Source organism: Priestia sp. YIM B13486, from assembly GCF_042787865.1.
GTDB classification, from domain to species: domain Bacteria; phylum Bacillota; class Bacilli; order Bacillales; family Bacillaceae_H; genus Priestia; species Priestia megaterium.
Window position 1 is genome coordinate 24,473 of sequence record NZ_JBHZOZ010000006.1, and the last position, 23,096, is coordinate 47,568.

The window sequence follows — 23,096 nt, forward strand, 5'->3', positions numbered from 1 at the left end:
CTCCTTATGAATTTATACTTTTCGGAGCTGGAAGCATACGAATATCTTCCTCTTGAGCTTTTGATTTCTTTTCTTCGACTACTTTATCTTTACGTACGTCACGAAGGAAGAAACTTAAAATTAAACCAATAACAGAAATTGCTGTTGCCCAGTAAAAGGCATCGTTAATACCTTGGATCGTACCTTGCTGCGTCATTTTTCCAGATAAAACCTTCAGCGCTTGCTGCTGAGCCTGATCTTGTGATAAATGCAAAGTAGCAGCTACTTTTTGTACAAATAAATGAAAGCTGTTCATAAAGAATGGATCAGACGTATTCATGGAACTGCTGATTTCATTTACATGATACGTTGTACGGTTCGTAAAAATGGTCGTCATTAAACTAATACCAATTGAACCACTTACTTGACGAAGCGTATTAGACATTGACGTTCCGTGACTGCTTAGTCGCTGCGGAAGCTGATTCAAACCGGCTGTCATAATCGGCATCATTAAGAGTGACATACCGAACGAACGGATAATATAAATCGCTAAAATATGATTAAACGGTGTATCCATCGTCAGCTTCGTAAATTCAAACGTTGAAATAGATGTAATGAGCATACCAACGATTGCTAGCGGACGAGGTCCCACTTTATCAAACAATGTACCTGAAATCGGCGACATAACCAGCATAACAAGTGCGCCAGGAAGCAACAGCAGTCCTGAATCAAAAGCAGAATATCCGCGGATATTTTGCAAGTAAATTGGAAGCAAGAACATGCCTGCGTACATACTGATTGTAATCGCAATACTAATAATATTTGATAGTGAAAAAATATTATATTTAAACACACGCATATCCAATAGCGGCTTTTCAGATTTAATTTGTTGAAGAACAAATATAATTAAAAGAACTGCCCCGCCAATGATTGTAGAAAGAACAACTGAATCCGTCCAGCCGTCATTTCCAGCTTCACTGAATCCATAAAGCAATAATCCCATACCTGCAAGTGATGTCACAACAGAAGGCATGTGAACTTTTACATCTTTTGGAGGCTGAATGTCTTTTAATTGAAAGAAAGCAATAATTAATACAATGGCACCTAATGGCACCATGCCGTTAAAAAGGATGTGCCAATCATAGTTTTGAATAACCCATCCAGATAACGTTGGTCCAATAGCCGGTGCGAACATCATGGCCAAACCAAAAATCCCCATCCCTTTTCCTCGCATGTGAGGAGGGAAAATAAACACAATAATGGTCATAACAAGAGGCGATAAGACACCTCCGCCAATAGCTTGAATTAAACGGCCGGTAAGCATAATCGAAAACGTAGGTGCAATTCCACAAATCAATGACCCTACTGTAAAACAAAACATTGCAAATAAGAACAAGCGACGCACACCAAATCGTTCAATTAAAAAAGCTGAAAGCGGAATTAATGCCCCGTTCACAAGCATATATCCAGTTAACAACCACTGAGCTGTATTTGCCGTTACGCCAAACTCAGTAATCAAATGCGGGATGGCTACGTTCAGTAACGTTTGGTTTAATATCGCAAGAAACAAACCAAGCATTAAAACAATCAATAGCGGAATATGCTTTTTGATGGATCCATCACTTGTGTTTTCTATACTGGCTGTCATCATATTTCCTCCCTTCTTGAACTGTTGTAGTAAGAATTAGTCTTTCGAAATTTTTACCTCGGCGTTCATACCTGGCAGTACATGCTCTGAATAATTAGAAATAGAAATTTTCACAGGAACCGTTTGAGACACTTTTGTGTAGTTTCCATCTGAGCTTGAGTTCGATGTTAAAGATGAAAGTGAATTGGTTGCATATCCAATTTCTTCGACTTTGCCGTCGATTTTTGCACTGCTGTCTCCGTCTACCGTTACATCTACATCGTAGCCTTCTTTAATATCCTTAAGCTGATCTTCTTTAATATTTGCTACGATAAATAGGTCTTTCATATCTACTTCCGTTGCAATTTGCTGTCCAGCTTGAACCATTTGATTTTCTTTTACGTTTGTTTGAATAATTTTTCCATCTGCTGGCACTTTAGCAGCTACAGACCCTTTTTCAGCTTGAATTTTAGCAATTTCAGCATCTTTTGATACATCATTTCCTTCTTCTACTGTCCAGCTTGCTACTTTACCTGCTGCAGGTGCAACTACATTGTATACATCTCCGGATACTTTAGCGTTATCCGTTGTAATATAGTTCGATTTTTGAACGTAATAATATCCTCCTCCAATTAATAAAGCTAAAATAACGATAATTCCAATAAAATTTGTTACCATTAAGCGACTTCTAGACATTCATTACTCCTCCTTAATACTTCACTAATAAAATTACTTTTTTATATAGCTTTTTCATAAAGATATTATCTCCATCTATTATGAGATATGTTTCTTTACAATCATCTATTTGGTTAACCACCTAAACAACTTTATCATAAAGATATTTTTTCGTAAAGATATTAATTTAAAAATAATAATGGTGGTTAAAGATAATCATTGCCATCCTTTACAATTGTTTCATTTTATTTTAGAGTTAGTTTATATACGTCCGTAGTGTACAAGGAGATGGAAGCTAGCATGGATAACAATTTAGATTCAAAAATTGAACACCTTTATCAAATTAACACATCTTTTTTTCAATATATGCGGCATTTAGTCGAAGAAACATTAAAAACACAGCCTTATCACTTAACACCCACTAAATTTTATATCTTAAACTACATTGCCAGCGGCACAAAGTATATGGTAGCAGATATTTCAAATAAACTTCACTTAACCTCGGGCGCTACAACTAGCTTATTAAATCAATTGGAAGAAGAATCTCTCATTCAGCGCGTGCGAGACGAAAAAGACCGGAGAGTCGTGTGGGTTTCACTGACCGATGAATCAAAGAAACTTGTTTCAATGATTACAGAGAAGCGAAATGGATTTTTAAAAGATATGCTAGCAGCTCTAAGTGTAGAAGAACAAGAAGAATATTTTCGCTTATTAAATAAAATGGACGCCCTTTTAAGTGATAAATATGGATTTTCATATTAGATTATCCAAAAGAGCTCCGCTTCGAATTGAAGCGGAGCTCTTCGCTATTTTAGAAAGCAGAACTCATTAACGCACCTGCTTTGTCAGGAAAATCGATAAAAGGATTTCGGTTGCCTTGCAACTCAAAGATTGCTGCATTGCGATGTTTTTCATAAAGTGAAACAGTAAATTCTTCATGCCATTTTAGTAAAAGAGGAAGATCTACTCGCGAAGAGTCAATTTTATTATGATAGCGAATTAAAAAATAAAGAGTTGATCGAGCCACAATTCCTTTTCCATATTCAGGTTCAAACTTACCTTTTTCTGCTTTGCCACATCCTTCTTTCACATCTGATTGCTTTACTTCCGGCGTATAATCCGCGAAGTCAATATAAGAAGAATTACCTCTTCGACTGTTACAAGAAGGTTCACACGCAAATAAATGATGCAAATCGCCTCTCATAGGCTCTTGTTTCCCAAACCAAGATTGTGGGACAACGTGCTCACAGTTTAGCAGTATATCATTGCTTGAAAGAGAGGAGTTACTAAGCGACTGAAGTTGATCAATATCTTGCTGTATAGTTTCTAACGGATCCATCCCTTTCCCTGAGTATAGACTTTTCAGCTCCCCATTCTCCTGTAGATCCACCCAGGGATATACATATTTATGCGGCGAATAACTTAGCAAATGCTGATGCGTTTCCTTTAACAACGTTTGCATGGCTTCTCTTTCAAAGAGCGTATCTTGATAATAAAGATTTTTATTTTCTTCATCTGTCTTTTCATCATAATAACTTCGATTGTTTGCGTATTCGTGATAAAGAGCTTTTGCCTGCTGCTTTTCCATCATTAGCATATCTAAACTGCTTCTCATCCGATCACCTCTGAAGTCATTTGACGTTGAATTTCACGCAACAGCTTTTCAACAACGGTCAAGTGCACAAATCCGTTTCCTACTTCTCTTGGTGATTCATTTAATGGAAGGGTTCTTCTGATTAACTGTGCATAAAGCTCTGGTTCTGTAAGTTCTCTTCCAAACATTTCATTTGAAAGAACTTTTATCAATCCTAAGGCCCCTGCTACGTGAGGTGTTGCCATAGAGGTTCCGCTCAGTGCGGCATACTTTCCATTCAAGTAAGTTGATACGACCTTCTCTCCCGGAGCTACTACATCTACTTCGTTGTTTGAGTTGGAAAATACCGAAGATCGTTTCTCTGAATCAACAGCTCCTACGCTAATCACTTCATTATATGAGCCTGGGTACGCAAACTCATCTGTGGAGCCTTCTCCATCTCCTTCATTTCCCGCTGCGCAGACAACTAAAATATTCTGATCAACAGCATCTTGAATCGCTTCATGTAGCTCAGGCACATCCGACGGACCTCCAAGCGACATCGAAATGATATCTACTTTTTGCTCGATGGCGTAGTTAATACCTTGAATAATCCACTCGTATTGACCTGAACCATTTCCATCAAGTACTTTTAGGATAAGTAAGCCCACTTCAGGAGCCACTCCTACAACACCCGTTCCATTATGCGCTGCTGCAATTGTGCCTGCTACGTGAGTGCCGTGACCATTATAATCTTGAAAAATATCTGGATTTTGTTGATCATCTTGTGTAAAGTTTTTTCCTCCAATAATTCGCTCCTGCAAATCTGGATGTGTAACATCACAGCCGGTATCCAAAACCGCTATGGTTATTCCCCGTCCCTTTGTTTGCTTCCATACTTGCTCTGCTCCAATTAGAGCGACTCCTTCTGGGACTTCATTAAATTGATTCAATTGTTCAACTACTTGAAATGGGATAATGCGCACTTTGCTCTTCATTCAGATTCCCCCTGCAGGATTAAATGGAAGGTAGTTCATGGTGGGATCACTTTTAATCGCTTATTTTTGGAGCTTACTCATCGAGGTTTTTTGCTTCTAAACTTATTATAACACAAAAACAGAACATATGTTTGTTTTTGTGAATTTTTTTGCAAATAAATAAAAAGCAGAAGCGGAAATTCCGATTCTGCTTTTTATTTATTGTTGGTTTTTAGAGGAATCAGGAACGGCACATTGACCATCTGCACAAAAGGCATCATCTGCGCCTTCTGGAGAAAGGCTCTTCAAAGCGGGAGTCGGATTTTCTTCTTCCCATACTTGTTGGAGAGCTCCTACAAATGTTTCGACTGGCTGTGCACCTGAAATCGCATATTTTTGATTAACAACAAAATATGGAACACCGCTAATGCCATATTGCTGAGCCGTTGCTTCATCACTGCGCACTTCATTTGCGTATGCGTTTTTATCCGCGAGAATTTGACGTGCTTCTTCTCGGTCAAGACCTGCATCTTCTGCAACAGCAACCAGCGTCTCTTCTTCACCTAGATGTTTTGATTCAGTAAAGTATGCATATAAGAGTTTTTCTGTAATGGCTGCTTCTTTTCCTTGAGCTTTTGCAAATTTAGCTAAGCGGTGAGCATCAAATGTATTAGTTGGCTTCATATCGTCAAAATTAAAGGATAAGCCCACACTAGCTGCCTGCTGTCCGATTCCTTCATTTGCTTGCTTCGCTTGTTCAATCGTCATTCCATATTTAGCAGCAAGAGCTTCATTAATTGTTTTGCCAGTATTAACTGGGGCGTTTGGATCTAGCTCGAAACTTTTAAATTCAACCTGCACATCATCTTTGTGTGCAAATTGCTGAAGCGCTTGCTCTAATCGGCGCTTTCCAATATAACAAAAAGGACAGACAAAATCTGACCATACTTCTATTTTCATCGTGACACCTCTTCAATTCAAGATAATTCTTATCGTAGCATACCTTTGAAGAAACTCCATCATAACTTGCTCACACAAAGCAAAAAATAAGGTGTTGATTTACATACTAAGTATATTAAATCAACACCGTACTTTTATCTCACTTATTTTAAATTCATTGCTTTTAGAAGAGCATCATGTAAATACGTATTTTCGTATACTCCAGTAAATCTTTCTGAGCCGGCACCCATTGCATTTAAAGGAACGTCTGATGACGTATGCTCTTCAGTTGTCCAATCCGCAACGAACTGCTCTTTTGAATGAGCGATTGCAAATGGTCCATCTTCTTTTGATGCTTCATCTCCACCGTTATCTTTATTGTCTACTTTTTCAAGTGCTAAACCTCCGGTTGCATGGTCAGCTGTTACTAATACGAGAGTGTCTGGGTGTGTTTTAGCATAAGCTTTAGCCATCTTCACCGTATCATTAAGCTGCTTACCTGCTTTAATCATGAGTTCAGCATTATTATTATGAGCCATTTCATCAATCGCTTCCTCTTCTACTACAAGAAAGAACCCTTTTTTATTTTGTGATAGCGTATTGATTGCTTTTTTTGTCATGTCTTTTAGAGATACTTGAGGGTTGTACACATCACCTTGGCCTTCAGGAGCTTGTTGAAACATTTCTTCATTAGCAAACAGACCAAGCAATTTTGTTCCTTTAGCATATTTTAATTCATTTTCGTTATTAACGTATGTATACCCAAGTTTTTGTGCTTTGTTTACTAAGTTTCCTTGCGTTCCTTTGCTTCCTTCAGTTTTATCTTCTGGCGGGGCATCTGGATGTGCACCTTCATTTCCTTTTGTGTACCAATAATCTTCTCCGCCACCTAGAATCACATCTATCTTACTGTTTTCAAGATACTGCTTCGCGATGTCACTTTGAGCACTTCGATCTTTAACATGTGCGCCAAAAGCAGCTGGAGTTGCGTCTGTTACTTGACTTGTTGTCACAAGCCCCGTCGTTTTCCCAGCTAATTTTGCTTTTTCTAAAACTGTTTGAACAGACTTTCCTTTCATATTTACGCCAATAGCGCCATTATAACTTTTAACTCCTGAAGCCATGGCTGTAGCAGCTGCTGCAGAATCCGTAACAAATGAATTTCCTGAAGATGTATGGACTCTCCCTACTGCCGGCATATCATCCATTGCTAACTTTCCATTTGCTCCTACGGCGGCCAGTCGGATCGCATCACGATGATCGGTACCCATACCGTCTCCAACAAAAAGAATAACATTTTTAGCTTTTTGGTTATTTACGCCTTTAGCTGCTTTAGCATCTGTTGGTGAATTTGTTCCAAATGCCAGCGCTGCTACAGTTACCGCTGATAATACTGCCGCTCCAATTGCACGTTTTTTCATTGTTTACACCCTTTACTGTTTATTATTGACATAACTTAACTGTACACGCAGTCTGTTAAATCAACTTGAATAAAAGGTTAAAGGTGTGTAAAGATATATAAACTTCCATTTACAATGCATGAAAGAGGCTTTCCTTTTAGCTAATCAATACTTGGCGGAACTTCAAGCCAGCCTTTTTTAATCATAATTTCTGTTGCTTCGCTTGCATATTGAAACGCCTCTTCTCCTATCAGCATCATTTTAGCCACAATATCTCTTCGAAAACTAAATGCTGCTCCAAACGCCTGACTTCCGATACTGAAGTTACTTAGTAAAATATCGCATGTCAGCATCAAACGATCCGAAAAAGCAGGCGTTTCAGAAGTCGTTATGCTTCCTGTTGAGGCAACAGAAGGTGAAATATCGTCTTGTATAATTATTTCTTCAAGTCGCGTAATAATTTTTTTACTAAGCTCTTTTCCTTTCAAAAAATGCTTTTTCACTTCGGCATCTTTCGCCGTTTGAGAAAAAGCCTTCATTAACTTCATCCCGACAATGTTTGTTTCGACTCCATGATAAATCTGCGCTAGCTCCATCGTATTTAGTACTCTTTTGTCCGCAAATACATTTAAGCCGCTCAGATATTTTCTATCCGAAACAAACTCAACGGTAGTTGGCATCGGAATATAGGGTGGGCGGGATAAAATTCCTTTTCTCAATAAGTACTGCGTACAGGAATCGTAGCACTCTTGTGTAATTTTTGTTAAATCTTGATAAAATTTCACCACATCTTCTCTGTAGGCCTTGCCTAAACTTAATGTATACATCCCCATACTAATTTCTTTGATGACACGAAGAAACATAATATCAAATCCGTTAGTAAATAGTTTTGGAGCCTGTACATTTACGTCTTGAGATGAAAGCCCCGTTGGCACTACCGCTCCTTCTTTTTCAAATATTGTTTTTATTTTTCGTATGTATATAATAAGCTGCTCACGCAAGTCCGTCATAATTGTTTTAGCATCTTCATCATCCGCATGTTCAATCATATAATCTAACAAGCAAATAATTAACGTTTTCTGCTGATATGTCATCCACAGCGTCCCAATTTCGCTTGAGGTAATACTAGGTTTGTCAGGCACTGTTACTTCCCTCCGCTTCTTCAGCTTTGTTGAGTACGTCTGTTTCTTTGAAAATAGAGCATACTCATTGTACATTTACTTATCATTATGCTACCCAACATTCTGTTTTTTATTTAAGCCTTTGACAAACAGCTTTTGGGCAACAAAAAAGAGGCTATGACAAAAGAATTTTAGACGAAATAAAAAACGAACCATTAATCAAGATGTTTGATTCGCGGTTCGTTTTGTTGGTTATGGTAAACGTAGGTTTAATGTGTGTAAGCCTTTCTAGCAGTTGATTGGTGGGAAAGACGAAGACTCCTGCGGGAAAAGCGGAACAGGTGAGACCCCGCAGGAGCGTATGCGACGAGGAGGCTCAGGGGCCTCCCGCGGCAAGCGAAGTCTTGCACGGAAATCAACTGCGGTGTCACAAACGGTTCAGCTTATGTATCCCATTTGTTCGTCTTTCAATTCGATTTATTTCGTTATGTCTTAACCTCTTTTTGCCTTACGCACGGAACGAATACATAACACCTGTCAATTTCTCAGATATGCTCCATAGTCTTTCCGCTACGTCCGGTTTGAATAAAACATCTCCCATCCTATCTTTTGCAGGATATCCTTTTTTAGCATCTTTTCCGTCTGGCCCAATATATGTACCGCCTTCTATTGATTCAGTGGCTGCATAAAGAGTAGGCAGCGCGCCCATTTCTGCAGATTGACTAAATAGCTTGACTAAAAATTTCAGCAAGCCGTTTGGCTCTTTACCTGAACCTCGTGATAATAGGTTAGTATTTGAAATACCCGGATGTACCGCAGCACTAATTGTCGTCGATCCAGCTGCTTCTAAGCGGTTTTGCAGTTCTTTAGCAAACAATAGGTTGGCGAGTTTACTTTGCCTATAGAACTTCATTGGACTGTAGCCTTTTTCCCCGTCTAGATTATCAAAATAGATTTTTCCAGAATTAGCAGCTATACTGCTTACCGTTACGACTCTTGAATGTGGAGTTGCCATTAGTAAAGGAAGCAGCAAACCCGTAAGCGCAAAATGTCCTAAATGATTACAGCCAAACTGCAGTTCAAATCCGTCTTTCGTTTTGCTGTGAGGCGGAACCATCACGCCTGCATTATTAATGAGAAGATCCAAAGACGAGTATTGTTGAAGAAATTGATTAGCAAAATGCCGAATAGAGCTCAAGTCACTGAGATCTAATGACATAATAGTCACTTTAGCATTTCCGTTATCCGCTTTAATTCTCTTCTTAGCTTCTTTCCCTTTTTCCTCATTACGCACAGCAAGAATGATTTCTGCTCCGCGAGCTGCTAGAGCCCTTGCTGCTTCAAATCCAATACCGCTGTTTCCTCCCGTTATAAGGGCTGTTTTTCCCGTTACACCGGGCATTCGTTCAGCTGTCCATTTTGTTATCATATAGGTTCTCCCTTTCAGCTATAGCTGTTTTTCTAAAATTCACGCGTCTAAGTCACACTAAATTAACGTTTTTTTAAAATTAAGGTATGTATAAAGTATAATGTCTTCAAAACAAAAGGGACAAGCTTTTTCAAAGCTTGTCCCTTTTGTTTGTTTATGTGGTTCGCGGAGAATCGTAGCGTCCAAACCAGTCGTATCGGTTTGTGGAGACCCATTTGTATAGCGGACTAAACGCTTTGTTCATTAATGGTAAATGCAAAAGCACACCTATTGGGAATGTAAGAGGCAAAACAGCTAAAAGCCGTCTGACCGTTTCAAATCCTGCTAGAACTTCCCCTTTTTTGGTCACCATATGAATTTGATCATATAAGTCTCTTCCCTCTTCTTTTAAGTAACTATACTCCGTTCGTTCAATATATTGAACTGGAATCCACTGAATTTGGTTCGTCCAGTCCAGCGCTTTAATTATTTTTTTTACGTTGTAACATAAAGGACATTGCGCATCAAAAAATACTTTGTGTTTCATTGTTTCCACCTTTCTTCTTTTGTTTCTTTTTCCTTAATTTATAAATACCCTTTTCTCCTTTTTAATAACCACTATTGGGAGGCACTTCTTGTGCATCCTGGCTTTAAAACAAACATTTTTTGTAGGGTTTCTTTTGTGAAGCCGCGAAAGAAGACAGGATTTTTTTATAAAATATCACTTTTTTGGTTTAAAGCGCTAAAAACATGTTAGAATAGATTTCATATTGATTTGAAGCAGTAGGTGCACGCATTTAGTCACATACTAAAAAGGACTAAATAAATATAATGATAAAAGGTAAAGGTAATGTCTTCATAAACTTATCATGGAAGTAGGTTTATAAATAACGAAGAAAAAAGGAGGAACGGGTGTTACTTTTATCCCTTTCATATAAGCTTTTTTACGTAAGGATGTGTAAACGATGAAAAATAAGTACATGCTGTCAGCTTCAGGTATGTATATTAACTACTTTCTACTGGGCATGGTCAATATCATGCTTGCATCAAATATGTCATTTTTGACAAAACAATTAAATACCGACGGTGCTGGAATCAGCTATATCATTTCTGCTATCGGAATTGGAAAATTGCTTTCGTATTCTCTATCAGGCGTCTTGTCTGATAAAGTCGGACGAAAGCCTTTGATTATTGTTTCGTCTCTGACGATGGCGATTTTTTTAATTGGCATTCCATTATCGCCAAATTATCAAACAGCCTTTATCTTTGCTATTATCGCTGGTATTGCAAACTCTGCTATGGATGCTGGAACGTACCCTGCTTTGATTGAGGTCTTTCCTAAATCTTCAGGTTCAGCCAGTGTTCTTGTAAAAGCATTTATTTCTGCAGGAGCGGCACTTCTGCCGTTTATGATTGCCTTTTTTGCAGATCGTGATTTGTTTTATGGGTATGCTTTTTTTCTTCCTGCTCTTATTTATTTACTAAATATGATCTTTATGTTCAAACTGCCTTTTCCCAATCATAAACGCGAACAGAGTACAGTTCAACAGCAAAATACAGCAGAGAATAAATTTATCTCTGCTCCTAAAATGAAACAAGAAGGAATTGCTCTTATTGTGATTGGATTTACTTCTACAGCGCTTTTTACGGTGGCTCAAATTTGGCTCCCTACTTACGGTCAACAAGTATTAGGTATGGCTGAAAGCAGCTCGGTCCGCCTTTTAAGCTACTACAGCATTGGAGCTTTAATCTCTGTTTTAGTATTAGCTGTATTATTAAGCAAAGTGCTTCGTCCTGTAACGGTTATTCTCGTTTACCCGATGATTACCCTTATAGCCGTACTTACGCTTCTTTTTGTTAAAGTACCTGCTATTGCAATTGCAGCTGCTTTTTTCATGGGATTTTCTACGGCTGGGGTCTTTCAATTAGCGATTACTGTTATGACCGAGCTTTTCTGGAACAAAAAAGGAACGGTTACTGGAATTGTAGCGACGGCTGCTGGACTAGCTGCTATTTTATTGCCTTTAGCAACAGGGCTTATGTCTAAAACGGGACATATTTCAATTATCTTTATTTTTGATGCGATGCTTTCAGTAGTAGGTATGGCAGCGGCAGCTTTTGTTAATTACCGCTACCGCAAAATTTTAAATAAAAATCGCAGCGAACAAATTCAAGAAACAGCCTCATAAAAAAGAGGCTGGGGCAAAAATATTTTAGAGAAAGTAAAAAAACGAACCATTAATCAATGGTTCGTTTTTTTGCTATGGTGAATGTATGTGTCATTTGTTTAGGTCCTTCTAACAGTTGATTGGGGAGCAAGGCGAAAATTCCTGCGGGAAAAGTGGAACAGATCAGACCCCGCAGGAGCGCAAAAGACGAGGAGGCTCATCGGCCACCCGCGGAAAGCGAAGACTTGTACGGAAATCAACTGCGGTGGCACAAGCAATCCATACGAGCTCATGTATACTATTTGTCCGCCTTTAGATTGAATTAATTGGGTAATGTCTCAACCTCTTCTTAACTTTTCTTTTTAACTCATTTTCTCAGCTGATTTTTGCTTCATAAACAGGAACATCACACCTGAAATAACCGCGAAAACAGCTAAAATGTAAAAAGTAGAAGGCAGCGGAATCACGCTGACTAGTGACCCCATAGCTAAGCTGCTGACAACTGCTGAAGTTTGTATAGCCGTCATATATGCCGTTGTGGCTAGTCCAATTTGACGCGGAGCCAGTGACTGAGCATACACCATTCCCACTCCCATTGTAGCGGACAGAATAAAAGCATAAAATACTTGAAGCACAATTAACCCACTCAGCGGTAAATGAAGGCTCGTTAAAATAAAATAAAGCACTTGGCAAGCAATTCCAATGATAAAGAATCGTTTAACTCCGATTTTATCAGAAAAATAGCCCCCTAACGGCATAAATACTAGCTCAAAAACAGATGTAACGGTAAAGAGAATCCCTACAATCGAAACGGATTGTTTTAACGTATCCGTTATGTAGAGCGGCAAATACATAGAACGCCCGGAATCACCCGCAAAAATGAAAAGAGCTGCTACGAATACAGCTATTAATACAGAAGGTATACCGGCTGGCGCTTTTGAAGATGCATGAGCTGAAGTTTGAGGCATACTGTCTTCTTTAAGCGCAAAAATAACCCACCCTAAAGTTGCTAGCGATAACAACCCTGATAATAAAAATAAAAGAGTATACCCTCCGTGATCAATAATTAAAGCGCCAAGCATAGGTCCAAAAATATAGCCTTGTGAAAAAGCCATTCGCACGGTACCAGTAATCGTACCTGCCTGCGATTTGCTTTCTTGCTTTTTAACAATAAAATCATTCAGCAGGGCAAAGAAAAAAGAAAACGCATTAAACCCTCCTATAGCAAGTAAAATGAGTGCTATTGTATAAGAATGCGTAAACGCTAACGGCACTCTTGAAATGGTTCCAATCAGTAACGCCCAAATAATAAATGGCTTTCGTTTCCCCCATTTGTCTGATAACGAAGCTAAATAAAACGATACGATTAAACCAATAATGCTCATTGGCACAAATAAAAATCCTGCTTGAAAAGAAGTGGCATGCAATGTATTTGTTGCCCAAACCGTTAAATAAGGCATAAAGCCGCCAACGGATAATCCAATAATAAATAATGAAATAAAAATCGTTCGAAAATCCCGGTCTGTAAACACAATCTTTATGCCTGATACAAACGAATTTTCTATTTTCGACATAAACTCATTTCAACCCTTTCTATCCAGCTGTCAAACGTTCCATTTCCGCAAAAAAAATGCACCTTTCTTCAAGAAAAAGTAGAAGAAAGGTGTGTAAATGAAGGTTATTTTCCAATTTGTACAGCAATTTTTTCTTTTTGTTCTTCTTTGCTGATAAGTTCTTTGAATTTGGTCAAAAGAGGTGCTTTTAATTCTTCATCTTTTAATGCAAAAGCAAGAGTCGTAAAAATAAAATCTAACTTTTCTCCTGCATCATAACGTTCGCCCTCGAATTCGTAAGCATAAATAGAACGGTCTATATTCATACGCTGAATAGCATCTGTTAGCTGAATTTCCCCCCCTTTTCCAGCTTCCTGCGTTTCAAGATACTCAAAAATGTCAGGTGTAAATACATAGCGTCCAATAATTCCTAAATTAGACGGAGCTTCTTCGACTGATGGTTTTTCTACAAAACCATTCACTTCGTATAACCGGTTTTTATTTGCTTTTGGATCTATAATCCCGTAACGGTGAACGGATTCTTCCTCTACGCGCTGTACGCCGATAACCGATGATCCCGTTTGGTTATACTGGTCAATCAGCTGTTTTAAACAAGGCTGATCTGGGTCTGTTAAGTCATCTCCAAGTAAAACTGCAAACGGTTCGTTTCCAATAAACTGTCGAGCACAGCCAATTGCATGGCCAAGGCCCTTCATTTCTTTTTGACGAACGTAATGAATATTCGCTAGTTCAGAGATATACTCCATTTCTTCTAATAGTTCAGTTTTTCCCTTTTGATGAAGCAAGTGCTCCAGTTGAATATTGTGATCAAAATGATTTTCAATTGCTTGTTTCCCGTTTCCTGTAACAATTAAAATATCTTCGATTCCTGATTTTAAGGCTTCTTCTACAATAAATTGAATTACGGGCTTATTTACAATTGGAAGCATTTCTTTTGGGATAGATTTTGTAACGGGTAAAAAACGAGTACCTAACCCTGCTGCTGGTATAACTGCTTTTTTTATAGTCTGCATATTATATTTACTCCTCTCTGTTAGTTATCTAGCTGCCTTACATCTATTACGCTTTGACAGGCACCACATTGAAAATTTCTTTCACTCCTTGCTTGTATCCTCCCGCTGAGCGAAGTGATTCTCCAATTTGTTGTGCATGCTGTTTATATGTGTGAGTAGTTAAAACGTCGTTAACTGTCTTTTTGATTAGCTCAGCAGATACATTATTTTTATCTAATTTTACACCTGCTCCTAACTCCTGCACGCGATCGCCAACCATAAATTGATCCACTGCCATTGGAATAACGACAAGGGGCGTATCGTAGTATAAACCTTCACTGCTGCTGTTCATTCCGCCGTGAGTAATGAATAAATCCGCACGTTTTAAAATTTCTAGCTGCGGTACGTATTGTTTCACAACGAAGTTTTCTGGAATGTGTGCTAATTCTTCAGGTTTGGTATTTTTACCAATAGATAAAATAACTTTACCCTCAAAATCTTTTAATGCTTCTACACATAAGTTATAGATTTCTAGCTGCTGATTAAAAATAGTTCCCATAGAAACAAAAATAATTTTTTCATTTTCATTTTGTAAGTAAGAAGGATCTTCAATGTCTAATCGTTTAACAATTGAAGGACCAATAAACTTGTACTCACTCGTAAATTCAGATACGTTTGGCTGAAAGAATTCTGACGTAAATACTAGCGTAATATCCCCTGGATTCGACATAATGTCAATGGAATCCTTTAACTGAGTATTATATTGGTTGTTGAACTTATTTAATGATTTTTCGAATTGAGGATAAAAGGAAGATTGGTCAGGTTCTGTTTGACCACTTGGCATCATACAAGTTGCTAACTCCTTATTTAACGCAAATGTTGTACAAAGAGAAACCTTCGGAAGCTGAAGAAGGTCGGCCACAGCGGAACCTGCTAAAAGGTGATAATCATAAAGTACATAATCATATGTTTCATGTTTCGTTTCACTCATAATTTTAATAATAATATTTTCAGATTCATTTAAAAACAAATTCATTATTTCATAGCGGTCATAAGACTCTTCGTTTGTCATCCGGTTGCTCATATCAAGACTTGGACGAAAATCTTCGTATTCACGAAATTCCGCGCCTGATTTCCGAATTTTTTCAGCATAGTCTTCAATGCCGTAATAGACGACCTTTTCCCCTTGAGCCATCAACTCTTTTACAATTCCTAAAGAAGGATTCACATGTCCTTCACCTGGAAAGCCTATTAATAATACTTTTCCCATAACATTCATTCCTTTCACTTAGTTAATAATTAAATTACTTAATTGTTCATTTGGTAAATTTATTGTATAGAAACTGAATTTACTATAAATTATCTTTATCGTAAAGTCATTAAGCGTTTTCAACTAAAAAAAGGTTAAATAGGCTCATTTTGGAATATAGTTATAAATTAACTCAAGAAAAACAAATATTGTAAAATTTATCTCGTTTGTAAATAGATGTATACGCTTCATTATGATGCAAATAAAAAACACACCTCACTAAATCAAGCAAGAGGTGTGTTTTTTATTTAAAAGTTGTATAACTCCCATATATCTGAGGTTTCTGAACCAATATACCAAGCTGCCGCCCCACCTAAATGATAGTCATTAATTAATTTAACCCGGCGCTGCATAGATGCTTTGTCTTCGAGCCATATTTGATGCTTCGTACCATCTTCCGTGTATTCTACATAGTACTGTGAGGCTTGGCTATCCCATTTTTTAGCTAACTTTTTAGAAGAGATAACAGCTTCGGCTTCTTTCATCGTTAAGTCTTTTGTGACAACTTTTTTGGTCGATAGGTCCGTTTTCCATTCTCGCGTATAAAAAGGAACTCCCAGAAGGATTTTGTGTGCAGGTACATCTTTCATAAGAAGTTGTGCGCCTTCTTTCACCCAAGGCAGTGAAGCAACAGATCCTGGAACCTGACTTCCTCCCCAGTGTTCTTCATATCCCATCATAATGACATAGTCTGCCACTTGACCAATCTGTTTCCTATCAAAGCTTCCCGACCAAAAAGGATCATTATTTTCTCTTGTTATGTCTACTGAAATAGTCATACCATGAGGTTTTAACGCTGCTTTTAATTCTTTAATAAATAAAACAAAATCTTGTTTGTTTTTGATATTAATGTTTTCAAAGTCAACATTGATCCCATCGCTGTTTGTTTTTACTAGCGAACTTTCTATTGATGATACAAGCTTTTTCCGCTTTGCTTTATTGCTTAGCACATCACTTGTAAGTACATCATCAAAATTGTTGCCAATAAGCGGCCAGACTTTTTTGCCGTTTTTATGAGCCGTTTGAACATATGATTCATTTATAGAAGATGAAACAACTTTTTCATTCGACGTTAGCGTAAACCAACGAGGTGAAACAACGTCTAAATTCTTTTGGTTCATCGATTCTGTATAGCCTGCTGTTTTTTCATTAAAGCTCCAACCCATAACTACAGGCTGATGCTTCTTTTGCACTAAATCAGATTTTTTGATCCAGCCCTTTTTCCCTTCCAAAAGCTGTACTTGTATATAGTAATCAGGAATAATAAGCGTTTGTCCGGGCTTAATATTTGTTGAGGATAGCTGATTTAACTTTGTTAATTCATTTGCTTTTACACCGTACTTTACGGAGACTTTCCAAAGCGTATCTCCTGATACTACTTTATGTAACAAGCCTTTTGGTGGTATTTTCAGCGTTTGCCCTGGAATCAGCTCCGTCTTTTTTAGCTGATTTTGTTTTATTAGATCACTGACTGTTACACCGTATTGCTTAGCTAGTAACCATAGTGTATTTCCCGGCACTACCGTATGAGTAGTAACCTGAGCTGCATCTCCAGCTTCAGATGAAATGACAGGAAATTCTTCTCCTTTTTTCACTGTCTGCATAACAGAAGAATGTAAGGAAGGAGAACGATATACGTTTACGTTGTCACCTTTGACAGTGCCCACTGAAGAAGCAGCGGCTCCTTTACTCATCGGGGCCAATCCTCCACTGAAAAGACAGAGAACGATCAGGCTCATACATATTTTCTTCATTTTATAATTTCGCCTCCCCACTTTTTGACATCACCTGTCTAGTTTACTACTCCTATAAGATAGAATCCTAGAGGTACATTGTGGTAAAGAAACGTCTGGGTATACGTGAAATACAAATAAAAAAGCTTACCGTCCGATGACGATAAGCTTTCGTTTCTTATGCATTTCCCACTACATTTTGATCCTTAATATCCATATCAATTGTATTAGCGGTACTGGAACTGCTTGTAATATTCATAAAATTCCCTGTGTTCCCGCTGCCAGAACCGACTGTTGTAAAAGCTGTACTTTTTGGCTTAATAGCCAGACAATCACCAAACTCCACTGAAGATGAAACCAATACATTCGAGATATTTACGGCTCCTACTACCGATGGCATCTGCCTCTCCTCCTGTTCATTATCTATCTGCTATATGATATGAGCAGAAGGTCAAAAAGTAGCTTTTTCATCTTTTTAATTTTATTAAGGATCAATTCGTTTATACCTTGATTCTGCAAACATATATACTCCGTATGCCATAAGCCCGATTGATACGATAGCCAGCAGTACAGACCCAAAAGGACGCTGTGCTACTTCAGCAAGGGCTCCATCTAACCCTTTCGTTTCGTCTGGATCCGCTTGAAGAGCCGTGCGAATAAGAAAGAAACCAATAATGCCAAAGACGATACTTCGAGCAATAATACCTGCTTTTCCAATATGCCCGCTCCATCGCCACTCTTCTTTTGACATTTCGTTTTTCTTTAGTTTTTTTAAGAAGCGTCCTGAAAGAGCCCAATATACTTGTCCAATCCCAAAGATAATAACGCCGATACCTGTAAGCGCAATGATGGTTTGCCCAAAGGGATAAGATAACAGCTTGGCTGATACCGTTTGATAATGCTTACCTGAGGTATGAACGTGAGCATGAAGCAAAATTTTCACCGAACTCACACAAAGACTAATATAAAACGTCGCTACAACTAAATAGCCCAAACGAGTGAAAACGCCTTTTACCCCATGCCCAACGTGGTGAGGATCAAAAATAGCAGAAATGATTTGCCAAAACGCATATCCACTTAAACCTACTGCCAAGACAATTAAAATCAAAAATCCAAACGGCTGCTTTGCAATTGTGTGCAGGGCTCCTTGAGAAGTAACTAAATCGCCTTTTAATCCGAAAGCTGTCTGAATCGCTAATATACCGATGATAAAATAGACCACACCTTGAGCCACATGACCAAACCGTGAAAAACGTACGACAAATGGCTTAGTACGTTCTTTTAAGCGATGTAACTTTCGACCAAACGTATCTTTTTTAACAAATGGAGATTCACCCATACGTTTCCTCCTGCTTTTTGAAAACAAACTTTATTTTATAAAACACCTGAAAATAAGCGTGCAAATGACTCTTTCGAACGTTCTACTAAGCTTCGCTTGTAAAATGCTACTGGTTTGATCAAATGACTGTCTTCAATATCTTCTTCGTAATTTTTGATGAGCGTTTGAATCGTCTCTCCTTCAATTAAAAATGCATTAACTTCAAAGTTCAGATGAAAACTTCTCATATCCATATTTGCAGTACCGACCGAAGCCATATCTCCGTCTATAATCACAATTTTTTGATGCAAAAACCCTTTTCTATACGAATATACTTCAATTCCACATCGAAGAAGTTCAGCAAAATATGACCTAGTTCCATATTGAGTCAGAAAGCCATCATTAATTTCGGGTACCATAATCCGTACCTCTACACCTTTTCTAGCCGCAATACGAAGGGCGGTTCTTATGGCTTCATTTGGAACAAAATAAGGAGTTGAAATCCAGATTGATTTCGTCGCGCTTGTAATCATAGTATAGTAATAATCACTCATATTTTCCTGCGTATCGGGCCCTGTCGCCACCACTTGCACAAAGCCTTCTCCTTCGACAGGATGAGGCTTTGTATACGCTTCATCGTTAATTAAGCATTCTCCAGAAACGTATTCCCAATCGAACATAAAGATCGAATGCAAAGTTTGAACAGATTCTCCTTTTAGCATCAGATGAGTATCTCTCCAAAAACCAATTTTTTTGTTTTTTCCTAAATACTCATCCCCAACATTCAATCCCCCTACAAAACCTACTTCCCCGTCAATTACGACTATTTTACGGTGGTTTCGAAAGTTGAATTTTTGATTGAAAAATCCATACTTAATAGGTAAGAAAGGATGCACTTTAATATTCGCTTTTTTCATTCGTTTAATATCTGAACCCGATAGTGTAAAACTTCCCATTGTATCGAATGTAAAGCGCACTTCTATACCTTCGCTTGCTTTTTTTATTAAAATATCAATGATTTCTTTTCCTAGAGAATCTGAGTGAAACATATAGTATTCCATATGAATAAACTGTTTTGCTGATTGCAAATGCTTTTTGATTTCATTAAACGTTTCTTGCCCGTTCTTAAGGACGTAGGTTTTTGTATGAACATTCATCTTTGTCAAAGATACACATTGAAGATACTGAGCAAAGTAACGCTGATGCGATTGAAGTGGCGATAGATCAGGCGTCGTTTCTTTGTCTGCCATCTTTCTAAGCATTTCTCGGTTATGCATACGCTTTTTTTTAAACATATGCCCCTTTAAATAGAGCTGTCCTGAATACAAATAAAAGAAAAAACCTGCAACAGGGAAGAAAAAGAGGACATACATCCAAACCAACGTACTTTCAGGCGTTCGATTTTCAAGCATAAGTGAATACATACAAATGAAAATGATGACACCATATAATCCAACTAAGGCATACTTCCAATGAACATCAATAGAGGTAAAAAAGAAAGCATAAATGGAAAGTAAAATAATAAATAAAAAAATAAAGTCCAACCGGCGTTTTTTCATAAAAGCTCTCCTAAAAACAAACTGTATTGTATCACTTGTCTATCTTTCATATGAGGTAGTATATGGAATACACAGAATTCTTATCATGCATGCTACATAAATTGTACATATATTTGCACAAAAAGCAGTTTAGCCGCTTAAGCAACTAAACTGAACTACCTTAGACAAGCATCATTCATATACCTATACCCTGGATGGTAAAACAAAAAACCTCCTTACGGGGAGGTTTTTTGCTTCACACGCATGACGATGTCTTTTTATAAGTTGGTATAACCGGACTCTTTTTCTTTTTTAGGCCAAACGAAATTAGAAAGAGATAATAAGAAATCAATTCCTACAATAACTGTCCAAAATTCCACTACATTTTGCAGCACGTTGGTTTTTCCATTTGGTACTATATACATCATCGCCGCTAAAAGAGCTGCTCCAATAGCGTAAGCAACAAGATGCTGTAGCCATGACTTAAAATAATGCTTTGCATATTCTTTTCCATAGCGCCTACGGGGTTTTTCTCCGCTTTTCATCACATAATATTGAAAGCGTTCGTCTGCCCATTGAATCATACTTTTTCCAAAAGCGATCGAAATTCCAATATACACGGCTGCAATAGCGTGAGCATAGGTCGCTGTAGCACCTCCGTAAAGGTCTACGCTCGTCACAATCAGAAGAAAAAAATCAACAACAGGTGTTAGAGCTAAAATAAAAAAACTGAGCTTTTGTTTTTTAAACATATACCTTGCTGCTAATCCTAAAATGATGACTATCCAAAAAGCGATTTCACATGCAATAATCATCCAGGCTATTAAGTTCAAATAATCCCCTCTCTTCCTCTCGTTCAACGAATAGACAATTGGTTTTAAGTGAAAAATTTTTATGCATAAGTTTATTTTTATGTATATACATCCTGCTTCATAACCTTACGGCTTATTCCATCCTCAGCTGAGTTCTAAAATTCGTTGAACCGTATTTGCTAGGCGGATCTTTTAAATCGATATCTATAATATTCCCAGCTCATTCCTACCCCGACTCCAATCGAATAAGCCAGTATATCGCTCCATAAGAAGCCATACCCCAGAATGAGCCCTCCTAGCGCAGTCTTTCTTATGTCATCAATCCACCGAGCGTGATACAACTGTGTAAATTCAATGAAGTAACAAAACACTATAGCAAACATACCAGTCATTTTTATCCTCCATGCAGGAAACAAAAAACCCGCGCTGACAAAAATCATTAAGGCCCATAACGAATCTCCCGCATATATATTTACGATGTGAGGAAGATACGCGGTAAGTTTTCTTGATAAAAGGCCTGCTCCCATGATCACAAAAGCTAGAAGAAGATATACCCATCTATTTCTTTTATTCATTTCAAACTCCTTTTTTCTTCTTAAATACTCCGTAGCAATAAGCCTTCACTGTATAATTTTATCAGAACCGCAGACTGTTAAATACCGCTTTTTTTCATTTTTTACAGCTTCCCCCTACGTATATATGACAACTGTCATGGTTTCTATATGACACGTATGTCTTAAATAGTCAGAAAAATCTCTTTATACTGAGGGTAATATACGGTGATGAAAGGAATTTCATATGACTATACAAAAACAAAAGAATTTACGAAAACAAGTTGCACCTTTTGAAAAAGCAGTAATGAAAGACAGCATAAGACAATTGATTAATACTTTTTTACCTTTTTTCACACTGTGGTTTCTCGCTTATGAGAGCCTTTCAATTTCTTATTTTTTAGCATTTCCGCTAACTGTTATCGCAGCAGGATTTTTAGTAAGAATATTCATTATTTTTCATGACTGTTGTCACTACTCTTTCTTTAAAAGTAGACAACACAATAAAATTCTCGGAACCATTACCGGTGTCTTAACGATGTTCCCTTACAGTCAATGGGGACATAGCCATGCAATTCACCATGCAACAAGCAGCAACTTAGATAAAAGAGGTACGGGTGACATTTGGGTGTTAACCGTAACAGAATATAAAGAAGCTTCTATTTGGAAAAAAATCGCTTACCGTATCTATCGCAATCCGTTCATTATGTTCGGCGTGGGACCTATATATGTATTTTTGATTACAAACCGATTCAATCAAAAAAATGCGAAGAAACAAGAAAGAATGAATACGTATCTTACAAATGTATTGATCGTTGCATTAGCAGCAGCGACCTGCTGGTTGGTAGGGTGGCAGGCGTTCCTATTAATTCAAGGACCGATTTTCTTCATTTCAGGTTCAATTGGAATTTGGCTGTTTTATGTACAGCATCAGTTTGAAGATTCTTATTTTGAAGAAGATGAGCACTGGGATTATGTAAAAGCTGCCGTTGAAGGAAGTTCATTTTACAAGCTTCCAAAACTATTGCAATGGCTAACAGGCAATATTGGGTTTCACCATGTACATCATTTAAGCCCAAGAGTGCCAAACTATAAGCTTGAAGCTGTTCATCAACACACGCAGCCTCTTCAAAATGTACCAACCATTACACTCGCAACAAGTCTTCGCTCTCTTCGATTCCGTCTATGGGATGAAGAAAACAAAATGTTTGTGAGCTTTAAAGAAATAAAAACACGCTCAGCTGCACCAAAAGCAAGCAGAATGTCATCTCAAACAAAAGCAGAACTTTAATAAAACAAAACAGTCAAGCTTTCAAAAGCTTGACTGTTTTATCTATCTCTCTAAACTTATTTCGTTCTACTTTGTGGTAAACTAATAGTGTATTTTAACAAGTAAACGAGG

23 protein-coding genes are annotated in these 23,096 nt (G+C 37.8%); 5 read left to right on the plus strand and 18 right to left on the minus strand.

Translation table 11 applies throughout. The features are described from left to right. Nucleotides 1-4: 4 nt before the first annotated feature. A complete protein-coding gene (locus ACFX4G_RS16670) occupies nt 5-1,630 on the minus strand; it encodes a DHA2 family efflux MFS transporter permease subunit (RefSeq protein WP_034275603.1) in 1,626 nt (541 codons plus the stop codon). Nucleotides 1,631-1,663: 33 nt separating this feature from the next. Next, nucleotides 1,664-2,302: an HlyD family secretion protein gene (locus ACFX4G_RS16675; RefSeq protein ID WP_162213907.1), complete on the minus strand. Its 639-nt coding sequence runs from the start codon at nt 2,300-2,302 to the stop codon at nt 1,664-1,666. A gap of 279 nt (nt 2,303-2,581) precedes the next feature. On the opposite strand from ACFX4G_RS16675, the gene ACFX4G_RS16680 reads away from it, so the two are divergent. Further along, nucleotides 2,582-3,043 carry a MarR family winged helix-turn-helix transcriptional regulator gene (locus ACFX4G_RS16680; RefSeq protein WP_016763546.1) on the plus strand — a complete coding sequence of 154 codons (462 nt, stop codon included), beginning with the start codon at nt 2,582-2,584 and terminating at the stop codon, nt 3,041-3,043. Nucleotides 3,044-3,092: 49 nt separating this feature from the next. Here ACFX4G_RS16680 and ACFX4G_RS16685 read toward each other — a convergent pair whose 3' ends face one another. The 5 genes from ACFX4G_RS16685 to ACFX4G_RS16705 form a co-directional block, all read right to left on the minus strand. After that, entirely contained in the window at nt 3,093-3,896 is an 804-nt protein-coding gene (locus tag ACFX4G_RS16685; RefSeq protein WP_013082427.1) for an endonuclease I family protein, read from the minus strand. Beyond that, on the minus strand, nt 3,893-4,852 hold the full coding sequence (locus ACFX4G_RS16690) for a S8 family peptidase (protein ID WP_043979318.1): 960 nt from the start codon (nt 4,850-4,852) through the stop codon (nt 3,893-3,895). The genes ACFX4G_RS16685 and ACFX4G_RS16690 overlap by 4 nt, the downstream gene beginning before the upstream one ends. A 198-nt stretch (nt 4,853-5,050) precedes the next feature. Next, on the minus strand, nt 5,051-5,791 hold the full coding sequence (locus tag ACFX4G_RS16695; protein WP_034653288.1) for a DsbA family oxidoreductase: 741 nt from the start codon (nt 5,789-5,791) through the stop codon (nt 5,051-5,053). A 143-nt stretch (nt 5,792-5,934) separates the two neighbouring features. Beyond that, nucleotides 5,935-7,191, minus strand: coding sequence for an alkaline phosphatase (locus tag ACFX4G_RS16700; protein WP_043979322.1), 1,257 nt, complete (start codon nt 7,189-7,191; stop codon nt 5,935-5,937). Nucleotides 7,192-7,331: 140 nt separating this feature from the next. Next, nucleotides 7,332-8,312, minus strand: coding sequence for a DUF3231 family protein (locus ACFX4G_RS16705; RefSeq protein ID WP_043979324.1), 981 nt, complete (start codon nt 8,310-8,312; stop codon nt 7,332-7,334). A 274-nt stretch (nt 8,313-8,586) separates the two neighbouring features. Between ACFX4G_RS16705 and ACFX4G_RS16710 the strand changes: the two genes are divergently transcribed. Further along, the gene (locus ACFX4G_RS16710) at nt 8,587-8,787 is read left to right on the plus strand and encodes a hypothetical protein (RefSeq protein WP_377575763.1); all 201 of its coding nucleotides are present in this window, start codon (nt 8,587-8,589) and stop codon (nt 8,785-8,787) included. Nucleotides 8,788-8,799: 12 nt separating this feature from the next. On the opposite strand, the gene ACFX4G_RS16715 is transcribed toward ACFX4G_RS16710, so the two are convergent. Together ACFX4G_RS16715 and ACFX4G_RS16720 are read right to left on the minus strand one after the other, a co-directional pair. Next, a complete protein-coding gene (locus ACFX4G_RS16715) occupies nt 8,800-9,720 on the minus strand; it encodes an oxidoreductase (protein ID WP_377575766.1) in 921 nt (306 codons plus the stop codon). A 154-nt stretch (nt 9,721-9,874) separates the two neighbouring features. Continuing rightward, a complete protein-coding gene (locus tag ACFX4G_RS16720) occupies nt 9,875-10,246 on the minus strand; it encodes a thiol-disulfide oxidoreductase DCC family protein (protein WP_028408045.1) in 372 nt (123 codons plus the stop codon). 418 nt (nt 10,247-10,664) lie between these two features. Here ACFX4G_RS16720 and ACFX4G_RS16725 point away from each other — a divergent pair, with 418 nt between their 5' ends. Both ACFX4G_RS16725 and ACFX4G_RS16730 read left to right on the plus strand, forming a co-directional pair. Beyond that, nucleotides 10,665-11,888: an MFS transporter gene (locus ACFX4G_RS16725; RefSeq protein ID WP_043979346.1), complete on the plus strand. Its 1,224-nt coding sequence runs from the start codon at nt 10,665-10,667 to the stop codon at nt 11,886-11,888. Between the two features lie 115 nt (nt 11,889-12,003). Beyond that, entirely contained in the window at nt 12,004-12,183 is a 180-nt protein-coding gene (locus ACFX4G_RS16730) for a hypothetical protein (RefSeq protein ID WP_230184540.1), read from the plus strand. 46 nt (nt 12,184-12,229) lie between these two features. On the opposite strand, the gene ACFX4G_RS16735 is transcribed toward ACFX4G_RS16730, so the two are convergent. The 9 genes from ACFX4G_RS16735 to ACFX4G_RS16775 form a co-directional block, all read right to left on the minus strand. Further along, nucleotides 12,230-13,441: an MFS transporter gene (locus ACFX4G_RS16735; protein WP_377575770.1), complete on the minus strand. Its 1,212-nt coding sequence runs from the start codon at nt 13,439-13,441 to the stop codon at nt 12,230-12,232. A 104-nt stretch (nt 13,442-13,545) separates the two neighbouring features. Next, nucleotides 13,546-14,454 carry a UTP--glucose-1-phosphate uridylyltransferase GalU gene (gene galU, locus ACFX4G_RS16740; RefSeq protein WP_377575774.1) on the minus strand — a complete coding sequence of 303 codons (909 nt, stop codon included), beginning with the start codon at nt 14,452-14,454 and terminating at the stop codon, nt 13,546-13,548. Nucleotides 14,455-14,500: 46 nt separating this feature from the next. Next, nucleotides 14,501-15,703: a macrolide family glycosyltransferase gene (locus tag ACFX4G_RS16745; protein ID WP_377575777.1), complete on the minus strand. Its 1,203-nt coding sequence runs from the start codon at nt 15,701-15,703 to the stop codon at nt 14,501-14,503. Between the two features lie 287 nt (nt 15,704-15,990). After that, a complete protein-coding gene (locus ACFX4G_RS16750; protein WP_377575781.1) occupies nt 15,991-17,436 on the minus strand; it encodes a glycosyl hydrolase family 18 protein in 1,446 nt (481 codons plus the stop codon). 217 nt (nt 17,437-17,653) lie between these two features. Further along, nucleotides 17,654-17,875 carry a spore germination protein gene (locus tag ACFX4G_RS16755; RefSeq protein ID WP_013056204.1) on the minus strand — a complete coding sequence of 74 codons (222 nt, stop codon included), beginning with the start codon at nt 17,873-17,875 and terminating at the stop codon, nt 17,654-17,656. Between the two features lie 84 nt (nt 17,876-17,959). Then, complete coding sequence (locus ACFX4G_RS16760; RefSeq protein WP_014460878.1) at nt 17,960-18,814, minus strand: DUF1206 domain-containing protein; 855 nt, start codon at nt 18,812-18,814, stop codon at nt 17,960-17,962. Nucleotides 18,815-18,849: 35 nt separating this feature from the next. Then, entirely contained in the window at nt 18,850-20,352 is a 1,503-nt protein-coding gene (gene cls / locus ACFX4G_RS16765) for a cardiolipin synthase (RefSeq protein WP_043979361.1), read from the minus strand. A 257-nt stretch (nt 20,353-20,609) separates the two neighbouring features. Further along, nucleotides 20,610-21,164, minus strand: coding sequence for a hypothetical protein (locus ACFX4G_RS16770; protein ID WP_043979363.1), 555 nt, complete (start codon nt 21,162-21,164; stop codon nt 20,610-20,612). Between the two features lie 158 nt (nt 21,165-21,322). Next, nucleotides 21,323-21,718 carry a ribosomal maturation YjgA family protein gene (locus tag ACFX4G_RS16775; protein WP_043979365.1) on the minus strand — a complete coding sequence of 132 codons (396 nt, stop codon included), beginning with the start codon at nt 21,716-21,718 and terminating at the stop codon, nt 21,323-21,325. A 223-nt stretch (nt 21,719-21,941) separates the two neighbouring features. Between ACFX4G_RS16775 and desA the strand changes: the two genes are divergently transcribed. Then, on the plus strand, nt 21,942-22,985 hold the full coding sequence (gene desA / locus ACFX4G_RS16780) for a Delta(5) desaturase DesA (protein WP_043979367.1): 1,044 nt from the start codon (nt 21,942-21,944) through the stop codon (nt 22,983-22,985). Nucleotides 22,986-23,096: the final 111 nt, after the last annotated feature.

Bases quoted from the DNA above. Each gene is read 5' to 3' on its own strand.
- ACFX4G_RS16670 (WP_034275603.1), bottom strand. From the start codon at position 1,630: ATGATGACAGCCAGTATAGAAAACACAAGTGATGGATCCATCAAAAAG.
- ACFX4G_RS16675 (WP_162213907.1), bottom strand. From the start codon at position 2,302: ATGTCTAGAAGTCGCTTAATGGTAACAAATTTTATTGGAATTATCGTT.
- ACFX4G_RS16680 (WP_016763546.1), top strand. From the start codon at position 2,582: ATGGATAACAATTTAGATTCAAAAATTGAACACCTTTATCAAATTAAC.
- ACFX4G_RS16685 (WP_013082427.1), bottom strand. From the start codon at position 3,896: ATGAGAAGCAGTTTAGATATGCTAATGATGGAAAAGCAGCAGGCAAAA.
- ACFX4G_RS16690 (WP_043979318.1), bottom strand. From the start codon at position 4,852: ATGAAGAGCAAAGTGCGCATTATCCCATTTCAAGTAGTTGAACAATTG.
- ACFX4G_RS16695 (WP_034653288.1), bottom strand. From the start codon at position 5,791: ATGAAAATAGAAGTATGGTCAGATTTTGTCTGTCCTTTTTGTTATATT.
- ACFX4G_RS16700 (WP_043979322.1), bottom strand. From the start codon at position 7,191: ATGAAAAAACGTGCAATTGGAGCGGCAGTATTATCAGCGGTAACTGTA.
- ACFX4G_RS16715 (WP_377575766.1), bottom strand. From the start codon at position 9,720: ATGATAACAAAATGGACAGCTGAACGAATGCCCGGTGTAACGGGAAAA.
- ACFX4G_RS16720 (WP_028408045.1), bottom strand. From the start codon at position 10,246: ATGAAACACAAAGTATTTTTTGATGCGCAATGTCCTTTATGTTACAAC.
- ACFX4G_RS16725 (WP_043979346.1), top strand. From the start codon at position 10,665: ATGAAAAATAAGTACATGCTGTCAGCTTCAGGTATGTATATTAACTAC.
- ACFX4G_RS16735 (WP_377575770.1), bottom strand. From the start codon at position 13,441: ATGTCGAAAATAGAAAATTCGTTTGTATCAGGCATAAAGATTGTGTTT.
- galU (WP_377575774.1), bottom strand. From the start codon at position 14,454: ATGCAGACTATAAAAAAAGCAGTTATACCAGCAGCAGGGTTAGGTACT.
- ACFX4G_RS16745 (WP_377575777.1), bottom strand. From the start codon at position 15,703: ATGGGAAAAGTATTATTAATAGGCTTTCCAGGTGAAGGACATGTGAAT.
- ACFX4G_RS16750 (WP_377575781.1), bottom strand. From the start codon at position 17,436: ATGAGTAAAGGAGCCGCTGCTTCTTCAGTGGGCACTGTCAAAGGTGAC.
- ACFX4G_RS16755 (WP_013056204.1), bottom strand. From the start codon at position 17,875: ATGCCATCGGTAGTAGGAGCCGTAAATATCTCGAATGTATTGGTTTCA.
- ACFX4G_RS16760 (WP_014460878.1), bottom strand. From the start codon at position 18,814: ATGGGTGAATCTCCATTTGTTAAAAAAGATACGTTTGGTCGAAAGTTA.
- cls (WP_043979361.1), bottom strand. From the start codon at position 20,352: ATGAAAAAACGCCGGTTGGACTTTATTTTTTTATTTATTATTTTACTT.
- ACFX4G_RS16775 (WP_043979365.1), bottom strand. From the start codon at position 21,718: ATGAATAAAAGAAATAGATGGGTATATCTTCTTCTAGCTTTTGTGATC.
- desA (WP_043979367.1), top strand. From the start codon at position 21,942: ATGACTATACAAAAACAAAAGAATTTACGAAAACAAGTTGCACCTTTT.